Origin of the sequence: Sulfitobacter sp. HI0027 (assembly GCF_001634775.1) — a bacterium.
In the GTDB taxonomy this organism is placed as follows: Bacteria; Pseudomonadota; Alphaproteobacteria; order Rhodobacterales; family Rhodobacteraceae; genus Sulfitobacter.
Map to the genome: position 1 here is coordinate 1 of NZ_LWER01000172.1, position 21,812 is coordinate 21,812.

The 21,812-nt window shown below is 62.2% G+C and carries 20 protein-coding genes and 1 pseudogene; 13 read left to right on the top strand and 8 right to left on the bottom strand.

What is annotated here, in order from left to right; translation table 11 throughout:
• Both A3722_RS10750 and A3722_RS10755 read right to left on the bottom strand, forming a co-directional pair.
• A pseudogene (locus tag A3722_RS10750) lies at positions 1–529 on the bottom strand (hypothetical protein); the annotation flags it as partial.
• Positions 530–600: 71 nt separating this feature from the next.
• The gene (locus A3722_RS10755; RefSeq protein ID WP_067626957.1) at positions 601–1,299 is read right to left on the bottom strand and encodes a uroporphyrinogen-III synthase; all 699 of its coding nucleotides are present in this window, start codon (positions 1,297–1,299) and stop codon (positions 601–603) included.
• A 75-nt stretch (positions 1,300–1,374) separates the two neighbouring features.
• Between A3722_RS10755 and tsaD the strand changes: the two genes are divergently transcribed.
• From tsaD to A3722_RS10775, 4 genes are read left to right on the top strand one after another with little or no spacing between them, the layout of a single operon-like run.
• Positions 1,375–2,478 (top strand): tRNA (adenosine(37)-N6)-threonylcarbamoyltransferase complex transferase subunit TsaD, encoded by a 1,104-nt coding sequence (gene tsaD, locus A3722_RS10760; RefSeq protein WP_067626959.1) that lies wholly within the window; start codon positions 1,375–1,377, stop codon positions 2,476–2,478.
• A complete protein-coding gene (locus A3722_RS10765; protein ID WP_067916125.1) occupies positions 2,475–3,428 on the top strand; it encodes an NAD(P)H-dependent glycerol-3-phosphate dehydrogenase in 954 nt (317 codons plus the stop codon). The genes tsaD and A3722_RS10765 overlap by 4 nt, the downstream gene beginning before the upstream one ends.
• 1 nt (position 3,429) lies before the next feature.
• Positions 3,430–3,702, top strand: a complete 273-nt coding sequence (locus A3722_RS10770; protein WP_067623436.1) for a YciI family protein — start codon at positions 3,430–3,432, stop codon at positions 3,700–3,702.
• A complete protein-coding gene (locus tag A3722_RS10775; protein ID WP_067623437.1) occupies positions 3,702–4,121 on the top strand; it encodes an EVE domain-containing protein in 420 nt (139 codons plus the stop codon). Before A3722_RS10770 ends, A3722_RS10775 begins: the two co-directional genes overlap by 1 nt.
• 267 nt (positions 4,122–4,388) lie before the next feature.
• Here A3722_RS10775 and A3722_RS10780 read toward each other — a convergent pair whose 3' ends face one another.
• The 4 genes from A3722_RS10780 to A3722_RS10795 form a co-directional block, all read right to left on the bottom strand.
• Entirely contained in the window at positions 4,389–4,730 is a 342-nt protein-coding gene (locus tag A3722_RS10780; RefSeq protein ID WP_067623439.1) for a DUF2853 family protein, read from the bottom strand.
• A gap of 189 nt (positions 4,731–4,919) precedes the next feature.
• Positions 4,920–5,831 (bottom strand): PRC-barrel domain-containing protein, encoded by a 912-nt coding sequence (locus tag A3722_RS10785; protein ID WP_067623445.1) that lies wholly within the window; start codon positions 5,829–5,831, stop codon positions 4,920–4,922.
• A 206-nt stretch (positions 5,832–6,037) separates the two neighbouring features.
• Positions 6,038–7,429: an adenosylhomocysteinase gene (gene ahcY, locus A3722_RS10790; protein WP_067916127.1), complete on the bottom strand. Its 1,392-nt coding sequence runs from the start codon at positions 7,427–7,429 to the stop codon at positions 6,038–6,040.
• A gap of 85 nt (positions 7,430–7,514) precedes the next feature.
• Complete coding sequence (locus tag A3722_RS10795) at positions 7,515–7,817, bottom strand: S-adenosyl-L-homocysteine hydrolase (RefSeq protein ID WP_067626260.1); 303 nt, start codon at positions 7,815–7,817, stop codon at positions 7,515–7,517.
• 75 nt (positions 7,818–7,892) lie between these two features.
• Between A3722_RS10795 and A3722_RS10800 the strand changes: the two genes are divergently transcribed.
• Together A3722_RS10800 and A3722_RS10805 are read left to right on the top strand one after the other, a co-directional pair.
• Positions 7,893–8,489, top strand: coding sequence for an HD domain-containing protein (locus A3722_RS10800; protein WP_067626258.1), 597 nt, complete (start codon positions 7,893–7,895; stop codon positions 8,487–8,489).
• The gene (locus A3722_RS10805; protein ID WP_067626256.1) at positions 8,486–8,965 is read left to right on the top strand and encodes a GNAT family N-acetyltransferase; all 480 of its coding nucleotides are present in this window, start codon (positions 8,486–8,488) and stop codon (positions 8,963–8,965) included. The genes A3722_RS10800 and A3722_RS10805 overlap by 4 nt, the downstream gene beginning before the upstream one ends.
• On the opposite strand, the gene A3722_RS10810 is transcribed toward A3722_RS10805, so the two are convergent.
• A complete protein-coding gene (locus A3722_RS10810; protein ID WP_067626255.1) occupies positions 8,962–9,510 on the bottom strand; it encodes an ActR/PrrA/RegA family redox response regulator transcription factor in 549 nt (182 codons plus the stop codon). The genes A3722_RS10805 and A3722_RS10810 overlap by 4 nt on opposite strands.
• A 52-nt stretch (positions 9,511–9,562) precedes the next feature.
• Positions 9,563–10,177 carry an SCO family protein gene (locus A3722_RS10815; protein ID WP_067626253.1) on the bottom strand — a complete coding sequence of 205 codons (615 nt, stop codon included), beginning with the start codon at positions 10,175–10,177 and terminating at the stop codon, positions 9,563–9,565.
• Positions 10,178–10,275: 98 nt separating this feature from the next.
• On the opposite strand from A3722_RS10815, the gene regB reads away from it, so the two are divergent.
• From regB to addA, 7 genes are all read left to right on the top strand, one after another.
• The gene (regB, locus tag A3722_RS10820) at positions 10,276–11,667 is read left to right on the top strand and encodes a sensor histidine kinase RegB (protein WP_067626251.1); all 1,392 of its coding nucleotides are present in this window, start codon (positions 10,276–10,278) and stop codon (positions 11,665–11,667) included.
• 85 nt (positions 11,668–11,752) lie between these two features.
• The gene (locus tag A3722_RS10825; protein WP_082849452.1) at positions 11,753–13,279 is read left to right on the top strand and encodes a PAS-domain containing protein; all 1,527 of its coding nucleotides are present in this window, start codon (positions 11,753–11,755) and stop codon (positions 13,277–13,279) included.
• A gap of 56 nt (positions 13,280–13,335) precedes the next feature.
• Positions 13,336–13,809, top strand: a complete 474-nt coding sequence (tsaE, locus tag A3722_RS10830; RefSeq protein ID WP_067626676.1) for a tRNA (adenosine(37)-N6)-threonylcarbamoyltransferase complex ATPase subunit type 1 TsaE — start codon at positions 13,336–13,338, stop codon at positions 13,807–13,809.
• Positions 13,806–14,819, top strand: a complete 1,014-nt coding sequence (locus tag A3722_RS10835; protein ID WP_201722012.1) for an aminoglycoside phosphotransferase family protein — start codon at positions 13,806–13,808, stop codon at positions 14,817–14,819. The genes tsaE and A3722_RS10835 overlap by 4 nt, the downstream gene beginning before the upstream one ends.
• On the top strand, positions 14,792–15,484 hold the full coding sequence (locus A3722_RS10840; protein ID WP_067626672.1) for a nucleotidyltransferase family protein: 693 nt from the start codon (positions 14,792–14,794) through the stop codon (positions 15,482–15,484). The genes A3722_RS10835 and A3722_RS10840 overlap by 28 nt, the downstream gene beginning before the upstream one ends.
• A complete protein-coding gene (gene addB, locus A3722_RS10845; protein WP_067916133.1) occupies positions 15,477–18,434 on the top strand; it encodes a double-strand break repair protein AddB in 2,958 nt (985 codons plus the stop codon). The genes A3722_RS10840 and addB overlap by 8 nt, the downstream gene beginning before the upstream one ends.
• Entirely contained in the window at positions 18,431–21,802 is a 3,372-nt protein-coding gene (gene addA / locus A3722_RS10850; protein ID WP_067623721.1) for a double-strand break repair helicase AddA, read from the top strand. The genes addB and addA overlap by 4 nt, the downstream gene beginning before the upstream one ends.
• Positions 21,803–21,812 lie beyond the last annotated feature (10 nt).

The following is a 21,812-nucleotide window of genomic DNA, read 5'->3' on the forward strand; positions in this document are numbered from 1 at the left end:
TGTCACCCGACTTAGACGCGGCTGCCGACGCGCGTGAAGGCGCAGGATCGGTCGCTGGTTTGTCGTGGGAAACCGTTTTATCCTTAGGCGCAACGCCGCTGGACGTTGGTTTAGGATCATCCTTGGGCAAGGGCGTCTTTGGTGTCGTATCTTTGGCGGTAGAGGCGCTCTCCGCCTTAGCCGGTGCCTTGTCATCACGCTTGACCGCGTCGCTTGCAGCGGTCGGCTTCGCCGTGGCTTTCTCCGCTGCGGGCGCAGTGTCCCGCACGGGCAGAGTGCTGGTTGTTTTGCCCGGCTCGGTTTTGCCCAAGTCGGTTTTCCCGGGCTCGGCTTTCGCTGCATCCGGTTTAACATCTTCGGTCTTCGGCGCCTCGGGTTTCACCGGGTCCGTACCCTTGGCATCGGTTTCGGATGGTTTCGGCGCGTCAGCTTTCTCCGCCGTTACTGCCTTATCCGCCTGAGGGGGCGTCTGTTCGGCCGTGGTCTTGTCCGCTTCGCTTTTGCTGACCGTCTTTTTGGGTTTTGCCACGCCGTACGCCTTTCGATTCTGAACCTATCATCCGCTCGCAGTGGCGAGCTTACCCGGCATACCTATGCCCCTCAAGGCAAGGTGGTGCAGCGGAAAAGTTTTTCAACGGCCTCCGCCATGGCTTCGCCAGTGGGTTCCGCAGCGACATCATGCGCATAGAGCGGCAGAGCTTCAAGCGCCTGCGCGGCGGCGGGGCTGATCGACAGGGCGATGACCCGCTCTGTGCAACTGGCCTCGCGGGCGAAATGCTGTGCACTGCGGGGGGAAAAGAGCGGCACGATGACAGGACTTGGCCCATTTAAAAGGGTTTGCGCCGCGGCGGAGAGCGGCAAAAGGTTCTGTTCATAGACCGTTGCAACATCGACGGTCAGACCCGAAGCGCCTAAAATTGCGGCAACATCTGCCCGCCGATGGCGTCCGGCAAGGTGCAAGAGCGGGCCAATCTGCGGCTGGCCTAAGAGGGTCGCGATCAGCGCTTGGGCATCCAGTCCGGCCATCTGCGCCTGCCAGCCCGCTTTCGCTGCCGCCGCCGTGGTCTGCGGGCCGACACAAAAGGCGGGCCGCCCGTCCCCCTTTGGCGCATGGGCCACACCATTGGCCGAGGTAAAGATCACCCCGGCGAAGGGCGCGAGATCGACCTCTACACCGGTCGGGGCAATCTCGATCAAGGGGGAAATCACCGCCCCGTCCCGCAGCGCGGGCGAGAGCCGATCCAGAAACTGCGCGGCACCGGGATGTGGACGTGTCAGAAGCAATCTTGGCTGTGGCATCGCAAGGCTCCGGCATTGTTTGCGCGTGATAGCGGTGTTACCTGCGGTACAGGTGCCTTGCAACGGAAAGCCCCCATGCCCTCTACCCAGCCTCAGACCCGCTTGATCCTTGGTTTGGAAAGCAGTTGCGACGATACCGCCGCCGCCGTGGTGCGTATGGGCGAGGATGGGCGCGGCACGGTGCTGGCCTCTGTCGTGGCAGGCCAGACCGAATTGCACGCCGACTTTGGCGGCGTCGTGCCCGAGATTGCCGCCCGCGCTCATGCGGAAAAACTGGATCACTGTGTCGAAGAGGCCTTGGCCGAGGCTGGGATCGGCCTGCCGCAGATCGATGCCATCGCCGTCACTGCGGGGCCGGGGCTGATCGGCGGAGTTGTCTCAGGCGTAATGTGTGCCAAGGGGCTTTCGGCGGCGACGGGCAAACCGCTTTATGGGGTGAACCATCTGGCGGGCCACGCCCTGACGCCGCGGCTGACCGATGATGTGCCCTATCCCTATCTGATGTTGCTGGTGTCGGGCGGACATTGCCAGTTCCTGCTTGTGCGCGGCCCGGAGAGTTTTGACCGTCTTGGCGGCACCATTGATGACGCGCCGGGCGAAGCCTTTGACAAGGTTGCGCGGCTGTTGGGTCTGCCGCAGCCCGGGGGGCCTTCGATTGAAAAATGCGCGCAAGAGGGCGAGCCCAACCGCTTCGCCCTGCCGCGCCCGCTGTTGGATCGTGACGGCTGCGACATGTCTTTTTCGGGCCTGAAAACCGCCGTGCTGCGCGCTCGCGATAAATCCGTGGCAGAGCGTGGCGGGCTGACCCGACAAGATCAGGCGGATCTGGCGGCAGGGTTTCAAGCAGCCGTGGTCGATGTGCTTGCCCATAAGACCCGCCGCGCCTTTGCGGAGTATCCAGCAGAGGGTGCGCGGGGCCTTTGTGTGGCAGGCGGGGTGGCGGCAAACAAGTCCATCCGTGCCGCTTTAGAGACTGTTGCAGCGGAACAGCAGGCGCGTTTCGTCGCTCCGCCGCTGGCGCTTTGCACCGATAACGCCGCGATGATCGCCTTCGCTGCTGGAGAGCAAGCCGCGCTGCGCGAGGCCGATGATCTGACACTCTCGGCACGTCCCCGCTGGCCGCTGGATACCGCACGGCCTTCGATGCTGGGCAGTGGCAAGAAGGGGGCCAAGGCATGAGCGTTTCCGTCCTTGGCGCAGGGGCATTCGGCACGGCGCTGGCAATCTCGCTGGCGGGCAAAGGGCCGGTGACGCTTTGGGCGCGCGATGCGGGGGATATGGCCAAGCGCCGTGAGAATACCAAACGCCTGCCGGGGTGCCCTTTCCCTGATACGCTCACGGTAACCGATAGCCTTGACCAAGCGAGCGCGGCCAAGATCCTGTTGCTGGCCGTGCCGATGCAACGGCTGCGCAGTGTCTTGGAAGACCACAAAGGCGCGCTTCACGGGAAACATCTGGTGGCCTGCTGCAAGGGGATCGAACTCAGCAGCGGTGTCGGACCGGTGAGCGTGATCACCCAAACCATCCCCGATGCCACGGCCGCGATCCTGACGGGGCCAAGCTTTGCCGCCGATATCGCACGAGGCCTGCCCACCGCGCTGACCTTGGCCTGTGCGGATGCGAAGGCGGGCAAATACCTGCAGGCGGAGTTGACCACGGCGAACCTGCGGCTTTACCGCACCACGGATACAATTGGCGCGGAACTGGGTGGGGCGCTGAAGAACGTCGTCGCCATCGCGAGCGGGGCCGCGATCGGGGCGGGGCTGGGGGAAAGCGCACGGGCCGCGCTGATGACGCGCGGATATGCCGAAATGCAGCGCCTCGCCGCGCATCTGAAGGCGGAGCCGACAACGCTGGCCGGGCTTTCGGGCTTTGGCGATCTGACGCTGACCTGTACGTCGGAGCAATCGCGCAACTACCGGCTGGGCCAATCGCTGGGCCAAGGCACGCCGTTCGACCCGTCGACCACGGTCGAAGGAGCCGCCACCGCGCGCGCTGTGGATGCACTTGCCTGCGAGGCTGCGCTCGATATGCCGATTACACGTGCGGTTGCCGGGCTGCTCGACAACCAGTTAGATGTGGCTGGCGCCATGAAATCACTACTGACCCGCCCCCTAAAGGAAGAATGATATGTTTGTTGCCCTGACCGCCCATGACAAAGCCGATGGCCTGCCGATCCGTCAGGAAAACCGGCCCGACCATTTGGCCTATCTCAAATCCAGCGATGCCGTGGCCCAAGCTGGCCCGCTGCTGAATGCCGAAGGCGGCATGATCGGCTCGCTCATCATTCTGGATGTGCCAGATATGGCCGCAGCCGAGGATTGGGCCGCGAATGACCCCTATGCCAAGGCTGGTCTGTTCCAAAGCGTGACCCTGACCCATTGGAACCGGGTGATCGGCTAATGGCCTATTGGTTGTTCAAATCCGAACCCGCAACATGGAGCTGGGCCGATCAGAAGGCCAAAGGCGATGCGGGCGAGGAATGGGACGGCGTGCGCAACTATCAAGCGCGCAACTTCATGCGCGAGATGAAGGTTGGCGATCTGGGGTTCTTCTACCACTCTCAGAAAGACCGCGAGGTTGTCGGTATCGTCGAAGTCTGCGCCGAAGCGCATCCCGACAGCAGCACCGATGACCCGCGTTGGGAATGTGTGGATATCAAAGCGGCGCGGTCGTTCAGCCTGCCTGTGACACTTGATACGATCAAAGCCGACCCACGGCTGGAGGATATGGTGCTGGTGAAAAACTCCCGCCTATCGGTGCAACCTGTGACCGAAGCGGAATGGGACCTTATCTGCGGTTTGGGTAAGACTGCGCCCTAGGGTCGGGCCCTAAGACCGGCCAAAATTAACGGTTGGGAAACGAAAAAGGGTTCCGGCACCCCGCCAGAACCCTTCTCACCCCATGTGCTCCCAAAACCACCACACATGTTCTTTAAACTCTTATCAGCGCATCAAGCCGATATAAGACTGATAGCAGAAGTCATTGAATTTCTCAACTTTCTACTGTGTCAAAGCCCCATCAAAAACGAAACGCGCGCTTAACCAAGCGCGCGTCCGAGGTAAAGTTTTGGTAAGTCTTTCCGGCGATTAGCCGTAGACCGACTCTTTGCCGAAATGTTTGACCAGCATGTAATAGACCACGGCGCGGTACTTGTTCCGCTCTGACCGGCCATAGGTCTCGATCACTTTTTGAATGCCACCCATGAGGTGCTCATCATCCGACAGGCCGAGTTTCTTGATAAGGAAGTTATCCTTTACGGTGTTTAATTCAGCCGTATCACCGGCAGACACCGTTTGCGCGTCGGCGTTGTAGATCGACGGACCGCAACCGATGGTCACCTTGGTTAAAAGGTCCATATCCGGGTCCATGCCGCATTTATTCTTCAGGTCCTCGGCGTATTTCGCGATCCATTCGTCACGCTTGCCCATAAATCTCTCCAACAGTAACTTCGGCTTCAGGGGTTCCTGAAACCGGAGCCTAAGGCCATAACCCTGTTTTGCAAAAGATTTATTTCGCGACCCCGGCTGACTGCCCCCGTTAGCCACGACCGTCAGCCACGCCCCCATACGCAAAGAGGCGCCCGATGGGGCGCCTCTGAGTTCGATATCGCGGGTCGCTTAGGATGCGTCGTCAAGACGAACGTCGTCTTCTAGACCTTCGATTGTATCTTCATCAACTTCCGGCTGGGCTTCCAGCTCGGCTTTGGTCCAAGAGCTCAGCTTCAGGTCGTTTTCGGCGGCCATAGAGATTTCCTCAAGCGGCACGGCGACGGTGTGTTCGCCAAGGCCAAGGAAGCCACCCACACCAACGACAGCGGCATAACCAGCGTCAGTTTTGATCACATAGTCGATGTCACCGATGGTGTCGCCATCCGCTTCCACGACGGTCAGGCCGACCAGATCACCCACAACCATACCGGAGAAGGCATTGCTCATGCCGGTGTCGGTGCGTGTGACGTCTGTTTCCATGTTCGCTTCGGTGTCCGAAGCGACATTCTCTTCCAGATCGGTCTCAGCTTCGCCTTCGATCTCGGCAGTCATTTCGCTGTCGATATCGGCGTCTTCATCGGCTGCCAGATCGGTGTCTGTCTCTGTTGTGACAGTGCCGCTGGTGTCGGTGCTCAGGGTCGAGTTCGACTCTGAATCCGCGTTCCCGGCCAGATCGGCTTCGGCATCCGTCGACGGAGTCACGCCATCGGTTTCGGCGGTCAGTTCCGCTTCGTTGTCGACTTCGGTGTCACCGTCGAATTCCGCGCTCTCTGTCGGGGCGGTCAGAATTTCGTCGGTTTTGTTGGGGTCGTTGGTTCCATCGTAGTCGTCGGAATTCTCACGCGACATCTCAGCGGTTTGCTCGGCCTGTTTCTCAACAGTGGCGGTCAAATCGTTGGCGGTGTCGCTTACGCTCTCACCCGAGATTGTGGCCTCGGCCTCTGCTGCTGCACCGGCTTCGGTGTCGGCAGTCTGAGCGAATGCGGTGCCCGCAGTCAGTGCAAGGGCGGCGACGGTGGATTTCAGGAATGTACGTTTCATTTTCGATACTCCTTTTCAGTGGTCTGGGGAAGAAACACCGCCCGGGTGACTATGTTCCGCCCGCCATTTGCTACCGGCAGATATTTGCTTAAATCCGCCGATGGGCCGCATTTCCTGAGGAGTTTCAGGACTTTAATACAAAAACGCCGCCCCGACGGTCTGCGGGGCGGCGTTGAAACCTTACCAAAGAGGGAACTCTTTGCGATTTAGTAGCGGTAATGCTCGGGCTTGAACGGGCCTTCAGGCGTCACACCGATATAGGCGGCCTGTTCGGGGTTCAGTTTCGAAAGCTTCACGCCGATCCGGTCGAGATGCAGACGGGCGACTTTCTCATCCAGATGTTTGGGCAGGATATAAACGTCGTTGCCGTATTTGTCGGTGTTCTCCCACAGTTCGATCTGCGCCAACACTTGGTTGGTAAAGGAGGCAGACATCACGAAGGACGGGTGGCCGGTGGCATTGCCAAGGTTCAGCAGACGGCCTTCGGAGAGCAGGATCAGACGATTGCCGTTCGGCATCTCGATCATGTCCACCTGTTCTTTGATGTTGGTCCACTTGTGGTTCTTCAGCGCGGCAACTTGGATTTCATTGTCGAAGTGGCCGATGTTGCCAACAATCGCCATGTCCTTCATCTCGCGCATATGCTCGATGCGGATCACGTCTTTGTTGCCAGTGGTGGTGATGAAGATATCGGCGGTGCCGACAACATCTTCCAGCAGCACGACTTCAAAACCGTCCATCGCTGCTTGCAACGCGCAGATGGGATCGACTTCGGTGACCTTGACGCGCGCGCCAGCACCGCTCAGCGACGCGGCAGAGCCTTTGCCCACATCGCCATAGCCCATCACAACAGCGACCTTACCGGCCATCATCGTGTCGGTGGCGCGGCGGATACCGTCGACGAGGCTCTCTTTACAGCCATATTTGTTGTCGAACTTCGACTTGGTGACAGAGTCGTTCACATTGATCGCGGGGAAGGGCAGCTGGCCCTGTTTCACCAGATCATAGAGACGGTGCACGCCGGTGGTGGTCTCTTCGGATACACCTTTGATCTGGTCACGCATCTTGGTGAACCAGCCGGGGCTTTCGGCCATACGCTTCTTGATCTGAGCGAAGATCGCTTCTTCTTCCTCGGACTTGGGAACGGAGATCAGCTCATCTTCGCCATTCTCAACCCGTGCGCCCAGCAGGATATAGAGCGTCGCGTCGCCGCCATCGTCAAGGATCAGGTTCGGGCCATCGGGGAACATGAAGGATTTGTCGAGGTAATCCCAATGCTCAACCAGCGACTGACCTTTGATGGCGAAGACCGGAACGCCCGCTTCGGCAATCGCCGCCGCGGCGTGATCTTGGGTGGAAAAGATGTTGCAGGATGCCCAACGCACATCCGCGCCAAGTGCGACAAGCGTCTCGATCAGAACGGCGGTCTGGATGGTCATGTGCAAGGAGCCGACGATCCGCGAGCCTTTCAACGGCTTGCTCTCACCGTATTCGTCACGCAGCGCCATCAGGCCCGGCATCTCGGTTTCGGCGATGTCCAGCTCTTTGCGCCCGTAGGCCGCCAGATTGATATCCTTAACAATATAGTCGTGGGCCATGCGGCGCTCCTGTTTGAAGTGTTGCAGGGCGGTTAGCACCTTCGCCGCGAATTCTCAATGTGAATGGGGAATGACCCCCGCAGGGTCAACGCTGAAGAGCGGCCAGTTGCTTATCGCCCGACAGCCCCGCCATCCAGTCATCGCCTTGGGCCAGCACACAGGCATTGCCGTCGGCTAATGTCTTGACCAAGGTCCATGTGCCCGATTGATCCGATGCCCAAAGTTGATTGTTGTCCTCGCGCTGACCCGGCACAGGCTCTTCGCCGTACCAATCGATCAGAGCCGACTTCATTTCCTTGGCGGGCATGCAGACTTCTTCTGCCTGCGAGGCACCAGCGAGGGTGGCCAAGGTAACTGCAAGTATCGTACCAGAAAAAACGGGTTTCATGATTATCTCCTTCGTGGGATGAACAGGTTTGACAGGGATTTGTTCCCAAGGATCACGAGGTAAGGACTCCGGCGGATGGCGCAGAAACCACGTGCATGGCAAAGGATGCTGTCGGGTCGACGGCTTGATCTGCTCGACCCCACCCCGGTCGATGTCGAGATCGAAGACATCGCCCATGGCTTGGCCTTTGTCGCGCGGTGGAACGGTCAGACGCGGGGCGACTATGCCTATTCGGTGGCCGAACATTCGCTATTGGTCGAAACGATATTTGCCCGGATCGCCCCCCGTGCGCCTGCGAAATGGCGCTTGGCCGCGCTGCTGCATGACGCACCGGAATATGTGATCGGGGACATGATCTCGCCCGTGAAGGCTGCTGTTGGGCCGGATTATCGCGCTTTGGATGACCGGCTGACCACCGCCGTACATGTCCGATTTGGCCTGCCTGCCAGCTTGCCGGTGCGCGTCAAGCAACAGATCAAAAAGGCGGACCGCGTCAGTGCTTGGATGGAGGCCAGCCAGATCGCGGGCTTTTCCGAAACCGAGGCGAGCCGTTTCTTTGGCCGCCCCGATGCGGCGCTGATGGAGGGGCTCAACATCCTGCTGCGCCCGCCGGTTGAGGTACGGGCCGAGTTCACGGAACGGCACGCGGCGCTGCTGCGCGAAATGGCGTGATCCACATCCGCCGTGCCGGGGCGCTTGATACCCGCGCCATGGCCGACTTGCTGAACGCGATCATCGCCAAGGGGGGCACCACCGCCATGGTCACCCCCGTCACCCCGCGCGAGTTGCAAGGTTGGATGACCGCCTCGGACAGTGCATGGCACTTGGCCGAGGATGAGCGCGGCGCGCTGAAAGGCTTTCAGTACATTGAACCACACCCCGACCTGCCCAAGGGCGGCGTGGATGTCGCAACCTTTGTGCGGGTAGGAGAGACGGGTTTCGGCATCGGCTCAGCACTGTTTGAACAGACCAAGCAAGCTGCCCGTGACCTGGGCTATGCCCATATTCACGCGATCATCCGCGCCGATAACCTAGGCGGACTTGCCTATTACCAAAGCCGCGGGTTCGAGGATTTCCGCCGCCTGCCCAGTTGCACGCTGGCCGATGGCACCCGCGTCGATAAAATCTGGAAACGGTTCGAGCTTTAACGCGGCGAGCGTTTTGCCAAGATGCGCTGCAAGGTGCGCCGGTGCATGTTCAGCCGCCGCGCGGTTTCCGAGACGTTGCGATCGCAAAGCTCATAGACCCTCTGGATATGCTCCCACCGCACGCGGTCCGCACTCATCGGGTTCTCCGGCGGCTCGGGCAGATCGCCGCCGGTTGCCAAAAGCGCATTCACGATGTCATTCGCGTCAGCCGGTTTTGAGAGGTAGTCCGTGGCGCCTGATTTCACCGCGGCAACCGCCGTGGCAATCGCGCCATAGCCCGTCAGCACCACAACCCGTGCATCGGCACGTTTGTCACGCAGCACTTCCACAACATCGAGGCCGTTGCCATCCTGAAGCCGCAGATCAACCACGGCAAAGGCCGGGGAACGGGCGGTGGCGATGGCCTTGCCCGCAGCGACAGAGCCTGCGGTTTCCACCTCAAAGCCGCGTTTCTCCATCGCCTTGGCCAAGCGGCGCAGAAAAGGCTCATCGTCATCGACTAAAAGCAAACTACGGTCTGGGCCTAAGTCGGAAATATCCTGCATCAACGTCCCCTCTCCAAGGCCAATATGGGGCGGCTATCGCGGCGGGTCAATTTCAGCTTTGATCGAGGAAGCAACCAATGCTGTCGGCCATCTGCTCGGACCGCACTTCGCGGCGGAAAAAGTCGACGACGCCTTCGCCGGGCATGACCAAATAGCTGAAGGTCGAGTGATCGACGAGGTATTCGCCATTCTCATCTGCCGAATGGGCCTTGTAGTAGGTGCGGTAAGCTTGGCTGGCCGCTTTGACTTGCTCAGGCGAGCCGGTCAGCCCCACCATGCGAGGGTGCATCACCTCGGCAAAGTCGCCGACCACTTCAGGCGTGTCGCGTGCCGGGTCGACGGTGATAAAAACCGGCGTAATGCTTTGGCCGCGCTCCTCCAGAATTTCGGTGGCGGCGGCGTTGCGGTCCACGTCCAGCGGGCAGACATCGGGGCAAGAGGTATAGCCGAAATAGAGCAAGGCAGGCTCGGTAATTACGTCTGCATCGGTCACGGTTTCGCCCGCGCCATTGACCAATTCAAACGGACCGCCAATATCGCCCCCCGCCACTTGGCTTGACCGGCAAGAGGCATAGGGATCATCTTCGTCGCGCAGCACCATAAAGGCCGTCCCGGCCAGAAATACCGCTGCAACCCCAACCGCACCAAATGCAATCATCTGTTTCATGTCAGTCCTTTGCGCGATGGCCGCTCTTGATCGTGTTTCGCCGCAGACCTACGCTAGATCGCAGGTGATGCAAGACGCAATAAAGTGATGGGGCTAAGATGACGCAGGCAAATATTCGGCCCCTCGACGGGCGCACCCGCGCCAGTTGGATCCGCCTGCGCACGATGATCCTGCTGCGCTGGTTCGCCATCGCCGGACAGTTGACCGCCGTTACCGTGGCGCAATGGGCACTTGGGCTGCAACTGGCCTTCGGCCTGTGTTATCTGACCATCGGTGCCTCGGTGGTCGGCAACCTCGTCGCGGCCTTTGTCTTTCCACAGAACAAACGCCTGTCCGAGCGCGAGAACCTTGCCATGGTCCTGTTTGACCTGCTGCAACTGACCGCCCTGCTGGGGCTGACCGGGGGGCTGCACAATCCCTTTGCGCTGCTGCTGCTGGCCCCGGTAACGATCTCGGCCACCGCACTCAGCCTGCGTTCGACACTGGTTTTGGGCGCTACCGCGATTGTCGCGGCTTCGGTGCTGGCGCTGTGGCATCTGCCGCTTGTCACCCAGTCGGGCGATGTGCTGCGCCAGCCCGGCATTTTTGTCTTTGGCCATTGGGCGGCGCTGCTGATCGCCATCGTTTTCACCAGCGCCTATTCGCGGCGCGTCACGACTGAGGTCCACTCCATGGCCGATGCGCTCTCGGCCACGCAGATGGTGCTGGCACGGGAGCAGAAACTGTCGGACCTGAGCGGTGTTGTCGCCGCTGCCGCCCATGAATTGGGAACGCCCCTAGCCACCATCAAACTGGCCAGCACCGAACTGCTGGGAGACCTCGAAGACCGGCCCGATCTGGTCGAAGACGCTGCGTTGATCCGCGATCAGGCTGACCGGTGCCGCGATATCCTGCGCGATATGGGCCGCATCGGGAAAGACGATCTGCATATGCAACGCGCGCAACTCACCGCCGTGGTGAAAGAGGCCGCCGAGCCACATCTGGAGCGCGGCAAGACGGTGATGTTCTCTGACAACCCGATGGCCCGAGATCACGCGCGCCCCCCCACCATCCCGCGCAAACCCGAGATCATTCACGGGCTGCGCAATCTGGTGCAGAACGCGGTGGATTTTGCCGAGAGCACGGTTTGGATCGAAACCGAATGGTCCGCCGAGGATATCTCGGTGCGGATCATCGACAACGGGCCGGGCTTTCCGCCGCAGCATCTGGGGCGGATCGGCGACCCCTTCCTGCGCCGCCGTAGCGGCACGGCAAACGAGACGGCGCGCCCCGAATATGAGGGCATGGGGCTGGGGCTTTTCATCGCCAAGACTTTCCTCGAACGGTCCGGCGCGCGGCTGCGGTTTGCCAATGGGTCAGACAGCGGTTGGCTGCGCGGGTTGCCGCCCGCAGGCAGCGGCGCGGTTGTCGAAGTTGTCTGGCCGCGCCGCCTGCTGGACCTTGGCCCCGATGATGCCGTGATGGGCGAGAACCAGCGCTTAACGGCTTGAAAGGGGGAACTGCGCTTTTGTTAACCCGCCGTTAACCTTTGGCTCTCAATATAGGGCGTCGCATTTGCCGAAAGGGGTATCCGTCATGGCATTGCCAGACGTTATCATCGTGCTTGCCGCCGCTTTCACCACCGCTCTGGCCGCCCTTTGGTGGCTTAGCACAGCAGCGGGCCGCCCCGCTGCGGCACCGCCCGGCATCGACGATATGAGCCTGCTTTTCGAAGACGGCGAGTTGATCCACGGCTCCGACAGCGCACTAACCCGCTTTGCCCTCGCCCCCGGCCACCACCAGTGGGAGGACATCCGCGAAGCGCTGCTGTCGCGGTTTCCTGAATTCCCCCGCACGGCCCGGCACGGGGCCACCGGCAAACTGACCCTCGTGGCAGAGGATGGCGACAGCCCGTCGGAACTTCGCATCACATGGCGAGACGCGCTTTGTTGGCTGCACCTGCCCCAGACCCGCGCGGCCGAAGAGATCACGCAAGAGACGTTCCAAAAACTCGCCGCGCTGCGCCGGGCCAGCGAAACCAGCCCCAACCCTGCATGGCAGACCAATGCCGCAGGCCGCATCATCTGGCACAACCGGGCCTACGGGGCCCTGAAACGCAAGGCTCCGGCCGATCCTGAATGCGGCGGCGCCGCATTGTTCAGCACGCCCTCGCCCGAACATCCCAACCGCGTATGCCTGCGCTGCGGCGACGGGGACAAACCCGATTGGTACGCGCTGACCACCACGACAGAGGACAATGTGCAGGTCTACCACGCCACCTGCATCAATGCCGTGGTCGCCGCCGAAGAGGCGCAGCGCAACTTCGTTCAAACCCTTGCCAAAACCTTTGCGCATCTGTCCATCGGGCTGGCGATTTTTGACCGCAACGGGCAGTTGGCCCTGTTCAACCCTGCCCTGGTTGACCTGACCTCCCTGCCCGCCCCCTTTCTCAGCGCCCGACCGACGATGGTGTCCTTTTTCGATCAGCTGCGCGAAAGCCGCCGCATGCCGGAACCAAAAAACTACAAGAATTGGCGTCAGGAGATTGCCGAGGTGATCGCCGCCGCAACCGATGGACGCTATCAAGAGACATGGTCGCTTGAGAACGGTCAAACCTACAGCATCCGTGGCCGGCCCCACCCCGACGGGGCCACCGCATTCTTGATCGAAGACATCACCGCCGAAGTCACCCTGACCCGCAATTTCCGCGCTGAGCTTGAGCAAAGCCAAAGCCTGCTGGACAAGCTCGAAGATGGGTTCGCCGTCTTCTCCGCCTCCGGCGTGCTGACCTTTTGCAACGCCGCCTATCGCGACCAATGGAAACAAGACCCCGACAAAAGCTTTGCCGAGATTACAATCAACGACGCGATCCGCGTCTGGCAAAAGATGTCGGCCGCCAATCCGCTGTGGCCCGACGTGGCCGAGTTTGTCATGGGCAGAGGGGACCGCGCGGGCTGGAACATGCCCGTCGCTCCGCTCCACGGCGCGGCCCTCACTTGTGAGATTTCGGCCATCGCTTCCGGCGCGACGCTTTTGCGCTTTCGCCCGACCCCGGTTGGAACGGCCCGCCCGGACCGCAGCGCCATGCCTTCGGCATGCGACCGGCGACAACCCTCCAACTAGGGCATTCCCCGCCGCTTTAATCTTGCGGCTGCGTGTCGGCACGCTAAGCATGGGGCATGTCCGACGATACCCTTTCCCTCCGGCTCAGCGGCCCCGATGACACCGCCCGGCGCGCCCAGCAATTGGCCCGCCGCCTGTCACCCGGCGATGTCATTTTGCTCAGCGGCGATGTCGGTGCGGGCAAGACCCATTTCGCCCGCGCCCTGATTTCCGAACTGCTCGACTACCCCGAGGACATCCCCTCGCCCACCTTCACATTGGTGCAAACCTATGAGGGGGCAAGCGGCGCGATCTGGCATGCCGATCTCTACCGTCTGACCTCCACCCATGAGATCGAGGAACTGGGACTGGTTGAGGCCTTTCATGACGCGATCTGTCTGGTGGAATGGCCGGATCGTCTGGGCCCGCTCGCCCCCGCCGGGGCATTGCGGATCAGCCTTTTCCCCGGGGCCCACGAAGACAGCCGCGCGCTGACAGCCGAATGGTCCGGCAGCGGTTGGGCCGCCAAGTTGACAGAGTGGCGCACATGACCGAACGCGCCGCATTAATCGAAGGTTTTTTGCAAACGTCCGGCTGGGCCGGGGCCACCCGAAAACTGCTGGCGGGCGACGCCTCCAACCGGCGGTATGACCGGCTGCGCAAAGCGAATGGAGATAGGGCCATCTTGATGGATGCCCCACCCGAACGCGGCGAAGACGTGCGCCCCTTCCTTGATGTCGCGGCGCATCTGACGGCCTGCGGCCTCAGCGCGCCACAGATTTGCCACAAGGACAGCGACCACGGGCTGCTGCTGATCGAAGACCTTGGCGATGATCTTTTCGCCCGGCTGATGGCGGCTGATCCCGCTCGGGAACTTCCGCTGTACCGCGCCGCCGCAGACGTATTGGTCAAACTTCACAGCGCCCCCTTGCCGGAACTGCCGCTTTGCGATGCCGATTGGCTGACCGATATGGCAGCCCCCGCATTCGACTTTTACGCACCCGAGGGTGGGCAAGTGGCAAGCGCCGCTTTCGCGCAGGCTTTCCGCCCCCTCGTCGCTGCGCTGGATGACGCCCCCAAGGTCGTGATCCTGCGCGACTATCACGCCGAAAATCTGCTTTGGCTGCCGCAGCGCGAAGGTGCCGCGCGCGTCGGGTTGCTGGATTTCCAGGACGCGCTGCTGGGCCATCCGGCCTATGATCTGGTCTCAATCCTGCAAGACGCCCGCCGTGATGTTCCCCGCGCGGTGGAGGGACAGATCATCGACTATTACATTGCCCAGACCGAACAAGAAGCCGCCCCCTTTCGCCGCGCCTATGCGCTGCTTGGTGCCCAGCGCAATCTGCGCATTCTGGGCATCTTTGCGCGCCTTTGCCTACGCGATGGCAAACCGCATTACGTCGATCTGATCCCCCGTGTGTGGCAGCATCTGCAACATAACCTGCGTCATCCCGCGCTTGCCGCGGTGGCGGATTCTATCGCGGGCGTGCTGCCCCCTCCGACCCCCGAATTATTGGAGCATCTAAAAAGCCAATGCGCGACTATCCCGACGCCATCATGATGTTCGCGGCCGGGTTCGGCACGCGGATGAAACATCTCACCCAGACTCAGCCCAAGCCCATGGTGCCGGTCGCAGGTCGCCCCTTGATCGACCTTGCGCTGGACCTCGCCCGCAGGATATCCCCCGGCCGGATCGTGGCGAACCTGCACTATCTGCCCGACCAGCTTGATGCCCATCTGCGGGCGCAGGGCGTTAAAACCGTGATCGAGACGCCTGAGATCCTCGACACCGGCGGCGGATTGCGCAATGCCCTGCCGTTGCTGGGCGCGGGGCCGGTTTTCACCATGAACAGTGACGCAGTTTGGGCCGGGCCGAACCCGCTCTCGATGCTGCAAGCGGCGTGGGATCCGGCGCGGATGGAAGCGTTATTGATGACCGTGCCGCTGGAGAACACACTTGGCCATGGCGGCACGGGCGACTTTACCCGCGCCGCGGATGGCCGCCTGCGACGCGGGCCGGGGCAGGTCTATGGCGGGATACAGATTATCAAGACCGATCTGCTGGCCGATATCGAAGCCGAGAAATTCTCGCTCAACCTGTTGTGGGATATGATGCTTCAGCGCGAGACGTTGTTTGGCCTGCCCTATACTGGGCGTTGGTGCGATGTGGGCCATCCCGGCGGCATTCCCCTTGCCGAAAGCCTTTTGGCGGGCGCCGATGTTTGAACCGCAAGACAGCCCCCGCGTCTTTGGCCTTGCCCCCGGTGTCGACTTTCCACGCGGGTTGGTGCGCGGGCTTTGTGACCGGTTGGAGAATGGCCCCCCCGAGGCGATGGCCCGCGTTGAACTGCTGGTCAACACCAACCGAATGGCACGCCGGTTGCGCCATGATTTCGACGCAGGGCCGGCGGGGTTTCTGCCCCGCATTCGGCTGATTACGGACCTTGATGCCTTGGGCCCCGGCATTGCGCTGCCTGCCCCAACGCCACCGCTGCAACGGCGGCTGGAACTCATTCAACTGGTGTCGCGCCTGCTGGATGCCGCGCCGGATCTCGCGCCGCGCGCGTCGCTTTATGCGCTGTCGGACAGTCTTGCGGGCCTGATCGACGAGATGCAGGGCGAAGGGGTCTCGCCCGAGACGGTGGCCGGGCTGGACGTTGGCCATCTCTCGGCCCATTGGGAGCGCGCGCAGCGGTTCCTAGCCATCGCCCATGACTATCTAGCCCAGACCACCACCCGCCCGGATGCCGAAGCGCGGCGGCGTCAACTCGTCGCCCGGATCATCGCCCGCTGGCAGGACAATCCACCGCAGCACCCGGTGATCCTTGCTGGCTCTACCGGGTCGCGCGGGACCACCGCGCTGCTGATGGAGGCCGTGGCCCGCCTGCCGCAAGGCGCGATCATTCTGCCCGGTTTCGACTTTGAGATGCCGACCGCCGTTTGGAATGAATTGGATCAGGCGCTTTTGGCCGAGGATCACCCGCAATACCGGTTTCGCAAGCTGATGAACATGCTCGGCGTTGCGCGCGGCGCGGTCGCGCCGTGGTGCGAGATGCCCCCGGTTTCGACGGCCCGCAACAAGCTGCTGTCGCTCTCGCTCCGGCCCGCGCCGGTCACCCATGCTTGGCTGGGTGAGGGGCCGAAACTGGAAGACCTGCAAGGTGCCACCGCCAACATCACCCTGATCGAAGCGCCCACGCCGCGGGTCGAGGCATTGGCCATTGCGCTGCGTCTGCGCCAAGCTGCCGAAGACGGGGTGAAAGCCGCGTTGATCACGCCCGACCGGATGCTTACCCGGCAGGTCACGGCGGCTCTTGATCGGTGGAACATCCTGCCTGACGACAGCGCCGGGATGCCGCTGCAACTCTCTCCGCCGGGGCGGTTCTTGCGCCATGTGGCGGCGCTGTTCGTCCGGAAACTGGATGCCGAGGCGCTGCTGACCCTGCTGAAACACCCGCTGACACACAGCGGTGCGGGGCGGAACTTTCACCAGCTTTACACCCAGCGGCTCGAGGCCGAGATCCGCCGTTACGGGCTTCCCTACCCCGACGCCGAGGGCTTGACCGAAATCGCGGAACGCGCGGCAAAGCGGATGGAAGACCCCAGCGGTTTCCGCGATTGGGTTGCTTGGCTGGGCGAGGTTTTCTCCGGCCATGACGCCCCCGGAGAGCGGCCCCTGCCCGATTGCGTCGCCGCGCATTCGGCACTGGCCGAAAGGATCGCCGCCGGGCAACCCGCCGACCCCGATCACCTGCTCTGGCAGCAGGGTGCGGGCATCGCGGCTGCGGCGGTGATGGCCAACCTGACGGAGCATGCCGCCCATGGCGGCGCGATGAATGCCGCAGATTACGCCGACCTGCTGGGCGCGCTTTTGTCCCAAGAAGAGGTGCGTGAGGCCGATACCCCGCACCCCGACATCATGATTTGGGGCACGATGGAGGCGCGCGTGCAGGGGGCCGATCTGGTCATCCTCGGCGGATTGAACGAAGGCACATGGCCCGAAGCGCCGCCGCCCGATCCTTGGCTCAACCGTCAGATGCGCGAAAAGGCCGGGCTGCTGTTGCCCGAACGGCGCATCGGCCTGTCGGCGCATGACTATCAACAGGCCATCGCCAGCCCCGAGGTTTGGATCACCCGAGCGATCCGCTCGGATGAGGCAGAGATGGTGCCGTCACGCTGGCTGAACCGGTTGGGCAATCTGCTGGGCGGCTTGGGCGACACCGGCGGGCCGGAGGCGTGGAAGGCGATGCAGCAGCGCGGCGGCTATTGGCTGGATCAGGTGCGCGGCCTTGAGGCGGTGAAGCGTACGGCCCCCGCGCCGCGCCCCTCGCCGCGCCCGCCCCGTGCCGCGCGGCCGCGCAAACTGTCGGTGACCGAGATCAAGACGCTGATCCGTGATCCCTATGCCGTCTATGCCAAGCACAGCCTGAAATTGCGTCCGATCAACCCCCTGGTGCAATCTCCCGACGCGCCGGTGCGGGGCATCGTTTTGCACCGTATCATGGAGGATTTCGTGAAGCTGGTGGCCCGCGATCCTGCGCGACTAACCCGCGACACGCTGATGCAAGTGGCCGCCGAGGTGCTGGAGGAGGAAGCCCCATGGCCCGCCGCCCGCGCCATGTGGCTGGCACGGATCGACCGGATCGCAGATTGGTTCATCGCCCGTGAAAGCCAACGCGCCGCATTCTCCAGCCCCGTCGCGTTCGAACAGGGCGCGCGCGGCAGCTACACCTTCGCCGACCTCGGCTTTACCCTCAGTGGCTTTGCGGACCGGATCGACCAGACCGATGATGGCGATGTGCTGATCTATGACTACAAGACCGGGACGCCGCCGGGCAAAAAGGAACAGCGGCTGTTTGACAAGCAACTGCTGATCGAGGCTGCGATGGTCGAGCGTGGCGGTTTCCCAGAGGTGGGCGTGGCCCATGTGGCCCATGCTGCCTTTATCGGGCTCGGGTCGAAACCCGTCGAAGTCCCTGCCCCGCTGGAAGAAGAAAACCCTCAAGAGGTGCTCGCCGGGCTGCATGCGCTGCTCTCACGCTACCTTGATGAGGGGCAGGGCTTCACCGCGCGCCGCATGGTGCAAAGCGATGCTTTTGCCGGGAATTATGACCAACTGGCCCGTTTCGGCGAATGGGACGGCACCAGCTCTGCCCGTCCAGAGGATTTGGAATGATGCGCGATTTTGACGATGCCACCCGCGCCCAGATCGAAGCGGCGCGGCCCGATGCCTCCACTTGGCTCACCGCCAACGCGGGCTCTGGCAAGACCCGCGTGCTGACCGACCGCGTGGCGCGGCTGTTGCTGGATGATGTGGAGCCGCAGCACATCCTTTGCCTGACTTATACCAAGGCCGCCGCGTCAGAGATGCAAAACCGTCTGTTCAAACGTTTGGGCGAATGGGCGATGCTGAAGGACGAAGCGCTGCGCGATGCCTTGGCCGATCTCGGCGTGCAAGGAGAGTTGACGCCCGAGCAACTGCGCAATGCCCGCACCCTTTTCGCCCGCGCGATTGAGACACCGGGCGGGCTGAAAATCCAAACCATCCACTCTTTCTGCGCGGCCCTTCTGCGCCGCTTCCCGTTGGAGGCACAGGTCAGCCCGCAATTCACCGAGATCGAAGACCGCGCCGCCGATCTGCTGCGGGCCGAGATCGTCGATGAGATGGCCGAGAGCGAAGACGCCCCGCTGGTGGCCGACATTGCGCGGCATTACACCGGAGAAGATTTCGCCAGCCTTACCCGCAGCATCGTGGGCCAGCGCGATGCTTTCACCGACCCCCGGTCATGGGCCGAGATCCTAACGCTTTTCGCCCAGCCCGAAGACCTGACCGAAGAGAAAATCGCGGCGTCGGTCTTTCTTGGCAGCGAGGCGGCGATGATGGCCGAGATCATCCCGCATCTGCTGGCCAAAGGCGGAAATGACGGCAAGGCCGGCGCGGCGCTGCAAGAGATTGACCGCTACGATCTTTCTGCCCTGCCCCAGCTTGAAAATACCCTTTTGACCGGCAGCGGCGCCAAGGCGCCATTTACCGCGAAGATCGGCAGTTTTCCGACCAAGCCGACGCAAAAGGTCATCGCCGAACAGATGCCGCAGCTTGAGCAGTTGATGCAGCGCGTCGAAGACGCCCGCGAAGCGCGGCTGGCCTTAAAGGCGGCGCGCAAGTCCTATGTGCTGCACCGGTTCGCAGCCCGTTTCCTTGAGCGTTATGCCGATGAGAAACAAAAACGCGGCTGGCTCGACTTTGACGATCTGATCCTCAAAGCCCGCGCTTTGTTGACCGACAAGGCGGTGGCGGCTTGGGTGCTGTTTCGCATCGACGGTGGCATCGACCATATCCTTGTGGACGAAGCGCAGGACACCTCGCCGCGCCAATGGGATGTGATCGAACGGCTGACGGATGAATTTTACTCAGGCGCTGGCGCACGTCATGAGGTGGATCGGACGCTTTTCGTCGTGGGCGACAAAAAGCAGTCGATCTACTCTTTCCAAGGGGCCGACCCCGAGGAGTTGGACCGCAAAGGCGCGACCTTTGAGCAGAAAATCGGCGAAGCGGGGCAGTTCTTTCAGCGCCGTAGCCTCGCCTATTCCTTCCGGTCTTCCTCGGCGATTTTGCAGGCGGTCGATGGGGTTTTCGATCCGGAGATCCAAACAGGGTTCACAAATGACGGGCATATGGCCTTTAAGGACCGCCTGCCCGGCCGTGTCGATCTTTGGCCCTTTATTGAGAAAGCAGGCCCCGATGAAGAAGGCGACTGGACCGACCCCGTTGACCGCCGCAGCGCGCGGCATCACACCGTGCAACTGGCCGAACGCATCGCGCGGCGGATCAAAGAGCTAACCACCGAGGCGCATTACCTGCCCGACGACAGCAAGGGCGGCTTGGCGCGGCGGCGCATCCAACCGGGGGATTTCCTGATCCTCGTGCAGCGCCGCTCGGCCCTGTTTTCGGAGATCATCCGCGCCTGCAAGGCGGCGGAACTGCCCATCGCCGGGGCGGACCGGCTTAAGGTCGGGGCCGAACTGGCGGTGCGCGATCTGGCTGCGATCCTGTCGTTCCTCGCCACACCGGACGACGATCTATCCCTTGCCACCGCGTTGAAATCACCACTTTTCGGCTGGTCTGAACAAGACCTTTTCACCCTCGCCCATTACCGCAAAGAGGATCACCTCTGGCAAGCCCTGCGCGGCCAGACCGAGACCCACGCCGCCACCCTTGCCGTGCTGCGCGACCTGCGCGGGCAGGTTGATTACCTGCGCCCTTACGACCTGATCGAACGCATCCTCACCCGCCACGATGGCCGCCGCAAACTGCTGGCGCGGTTGGGGCCAGAGGCCGAGGATGGGATCAATGCGATGCTAAGCCAAGCGCTCTCTTACGAGCGCGGCACGGTGCCAAGCCTGACCGGATTCCTGCAATGGATGCAGACCGATGATCTGGAGATTAAACGCCAGATCGACAGTGCTTCGAACCAGATCCGCGTGATGACGGTGCATGGGGCAAAGGGGCTGGAAGCGCCGATCGTGATCCTGCCCGATACCGGGCGGCGCGATGTGACGATCAAGGATGAGATCATCACCGTCGACGGCACGCCCGTCTGGAAAGCCCCGGCAGATGACATGCCCCAGCCCATGCGCGCGCGGCTCGACGAGATGAAAGAGGCCGCATTGCAAGAGCGGCTTCGGCTTTTCTATGTGGCCATGACGCGGGCCGAAAAATGGCTGATCGTGGCGGCGGCGGGGGAATTGTCGAAAGATGAATCCTCTTGGTATCAGATCACCGCTGCCGCTTTGGCCCGGCTCCGGGCCGAGCCCTTGGGCGATGATGGCACGCTGCGCTATCAACAGGGCGACTGGGATACGCTCGACATCGTAGAAACGCCTGAGAAAATCGTCACAACGCCCGTGTTAGACCCTATTTTTACCCGTTCCGCCCCGTCCCTCCGGGGGGAGGACAAGACCCTTTCGCCCTCCGATCTTGGCGGTGCCAAGGCGCTGGCGGGTGAGGCCGGCTTTGATATGGATACCGCGCTGAGCTACGGCACTTTGGTCCATGAATTGTTGGAGCATCTGCCCCTCATGGGGCCGGACGCACGGCAGGTATTTCTGGACCGCTTGGCCCGAAGGCATCCACCTGAAATGATTGCCCGCGCCGAAAGTGAGGCCGAAGTGGTTCTGCGCACCCCTGCCCTCGCCCCGCTGTTCACCAAGACGACCCTTGCCGAAGTCCCCGTGACCGGCAGCTTGGGCCATCAGCGTCTGCACGGCACGATCGACCGATTGGTGATCGCCGAGGATCATATCCTTGCCGTCGATTTCAAGACCAACCGCGTGGTCCCCGAGACCGCTGACGCCTGCCCCGACGGGCTGTTGCGCCAGATGGGCGCCTATGCCCATATGCTGCGCCAAATCTACCCCGATCGCCGGATCAAGACCGCCATTCTGTGGACCGCCCGCCCCGCGCTTATGGTGTTACCCAACGATATCGTGACAAATGCGCTGCGTGCCCTGCCATATCTTGACGCCACCGCCCCGCGTTCATAGGTTCAGGCCT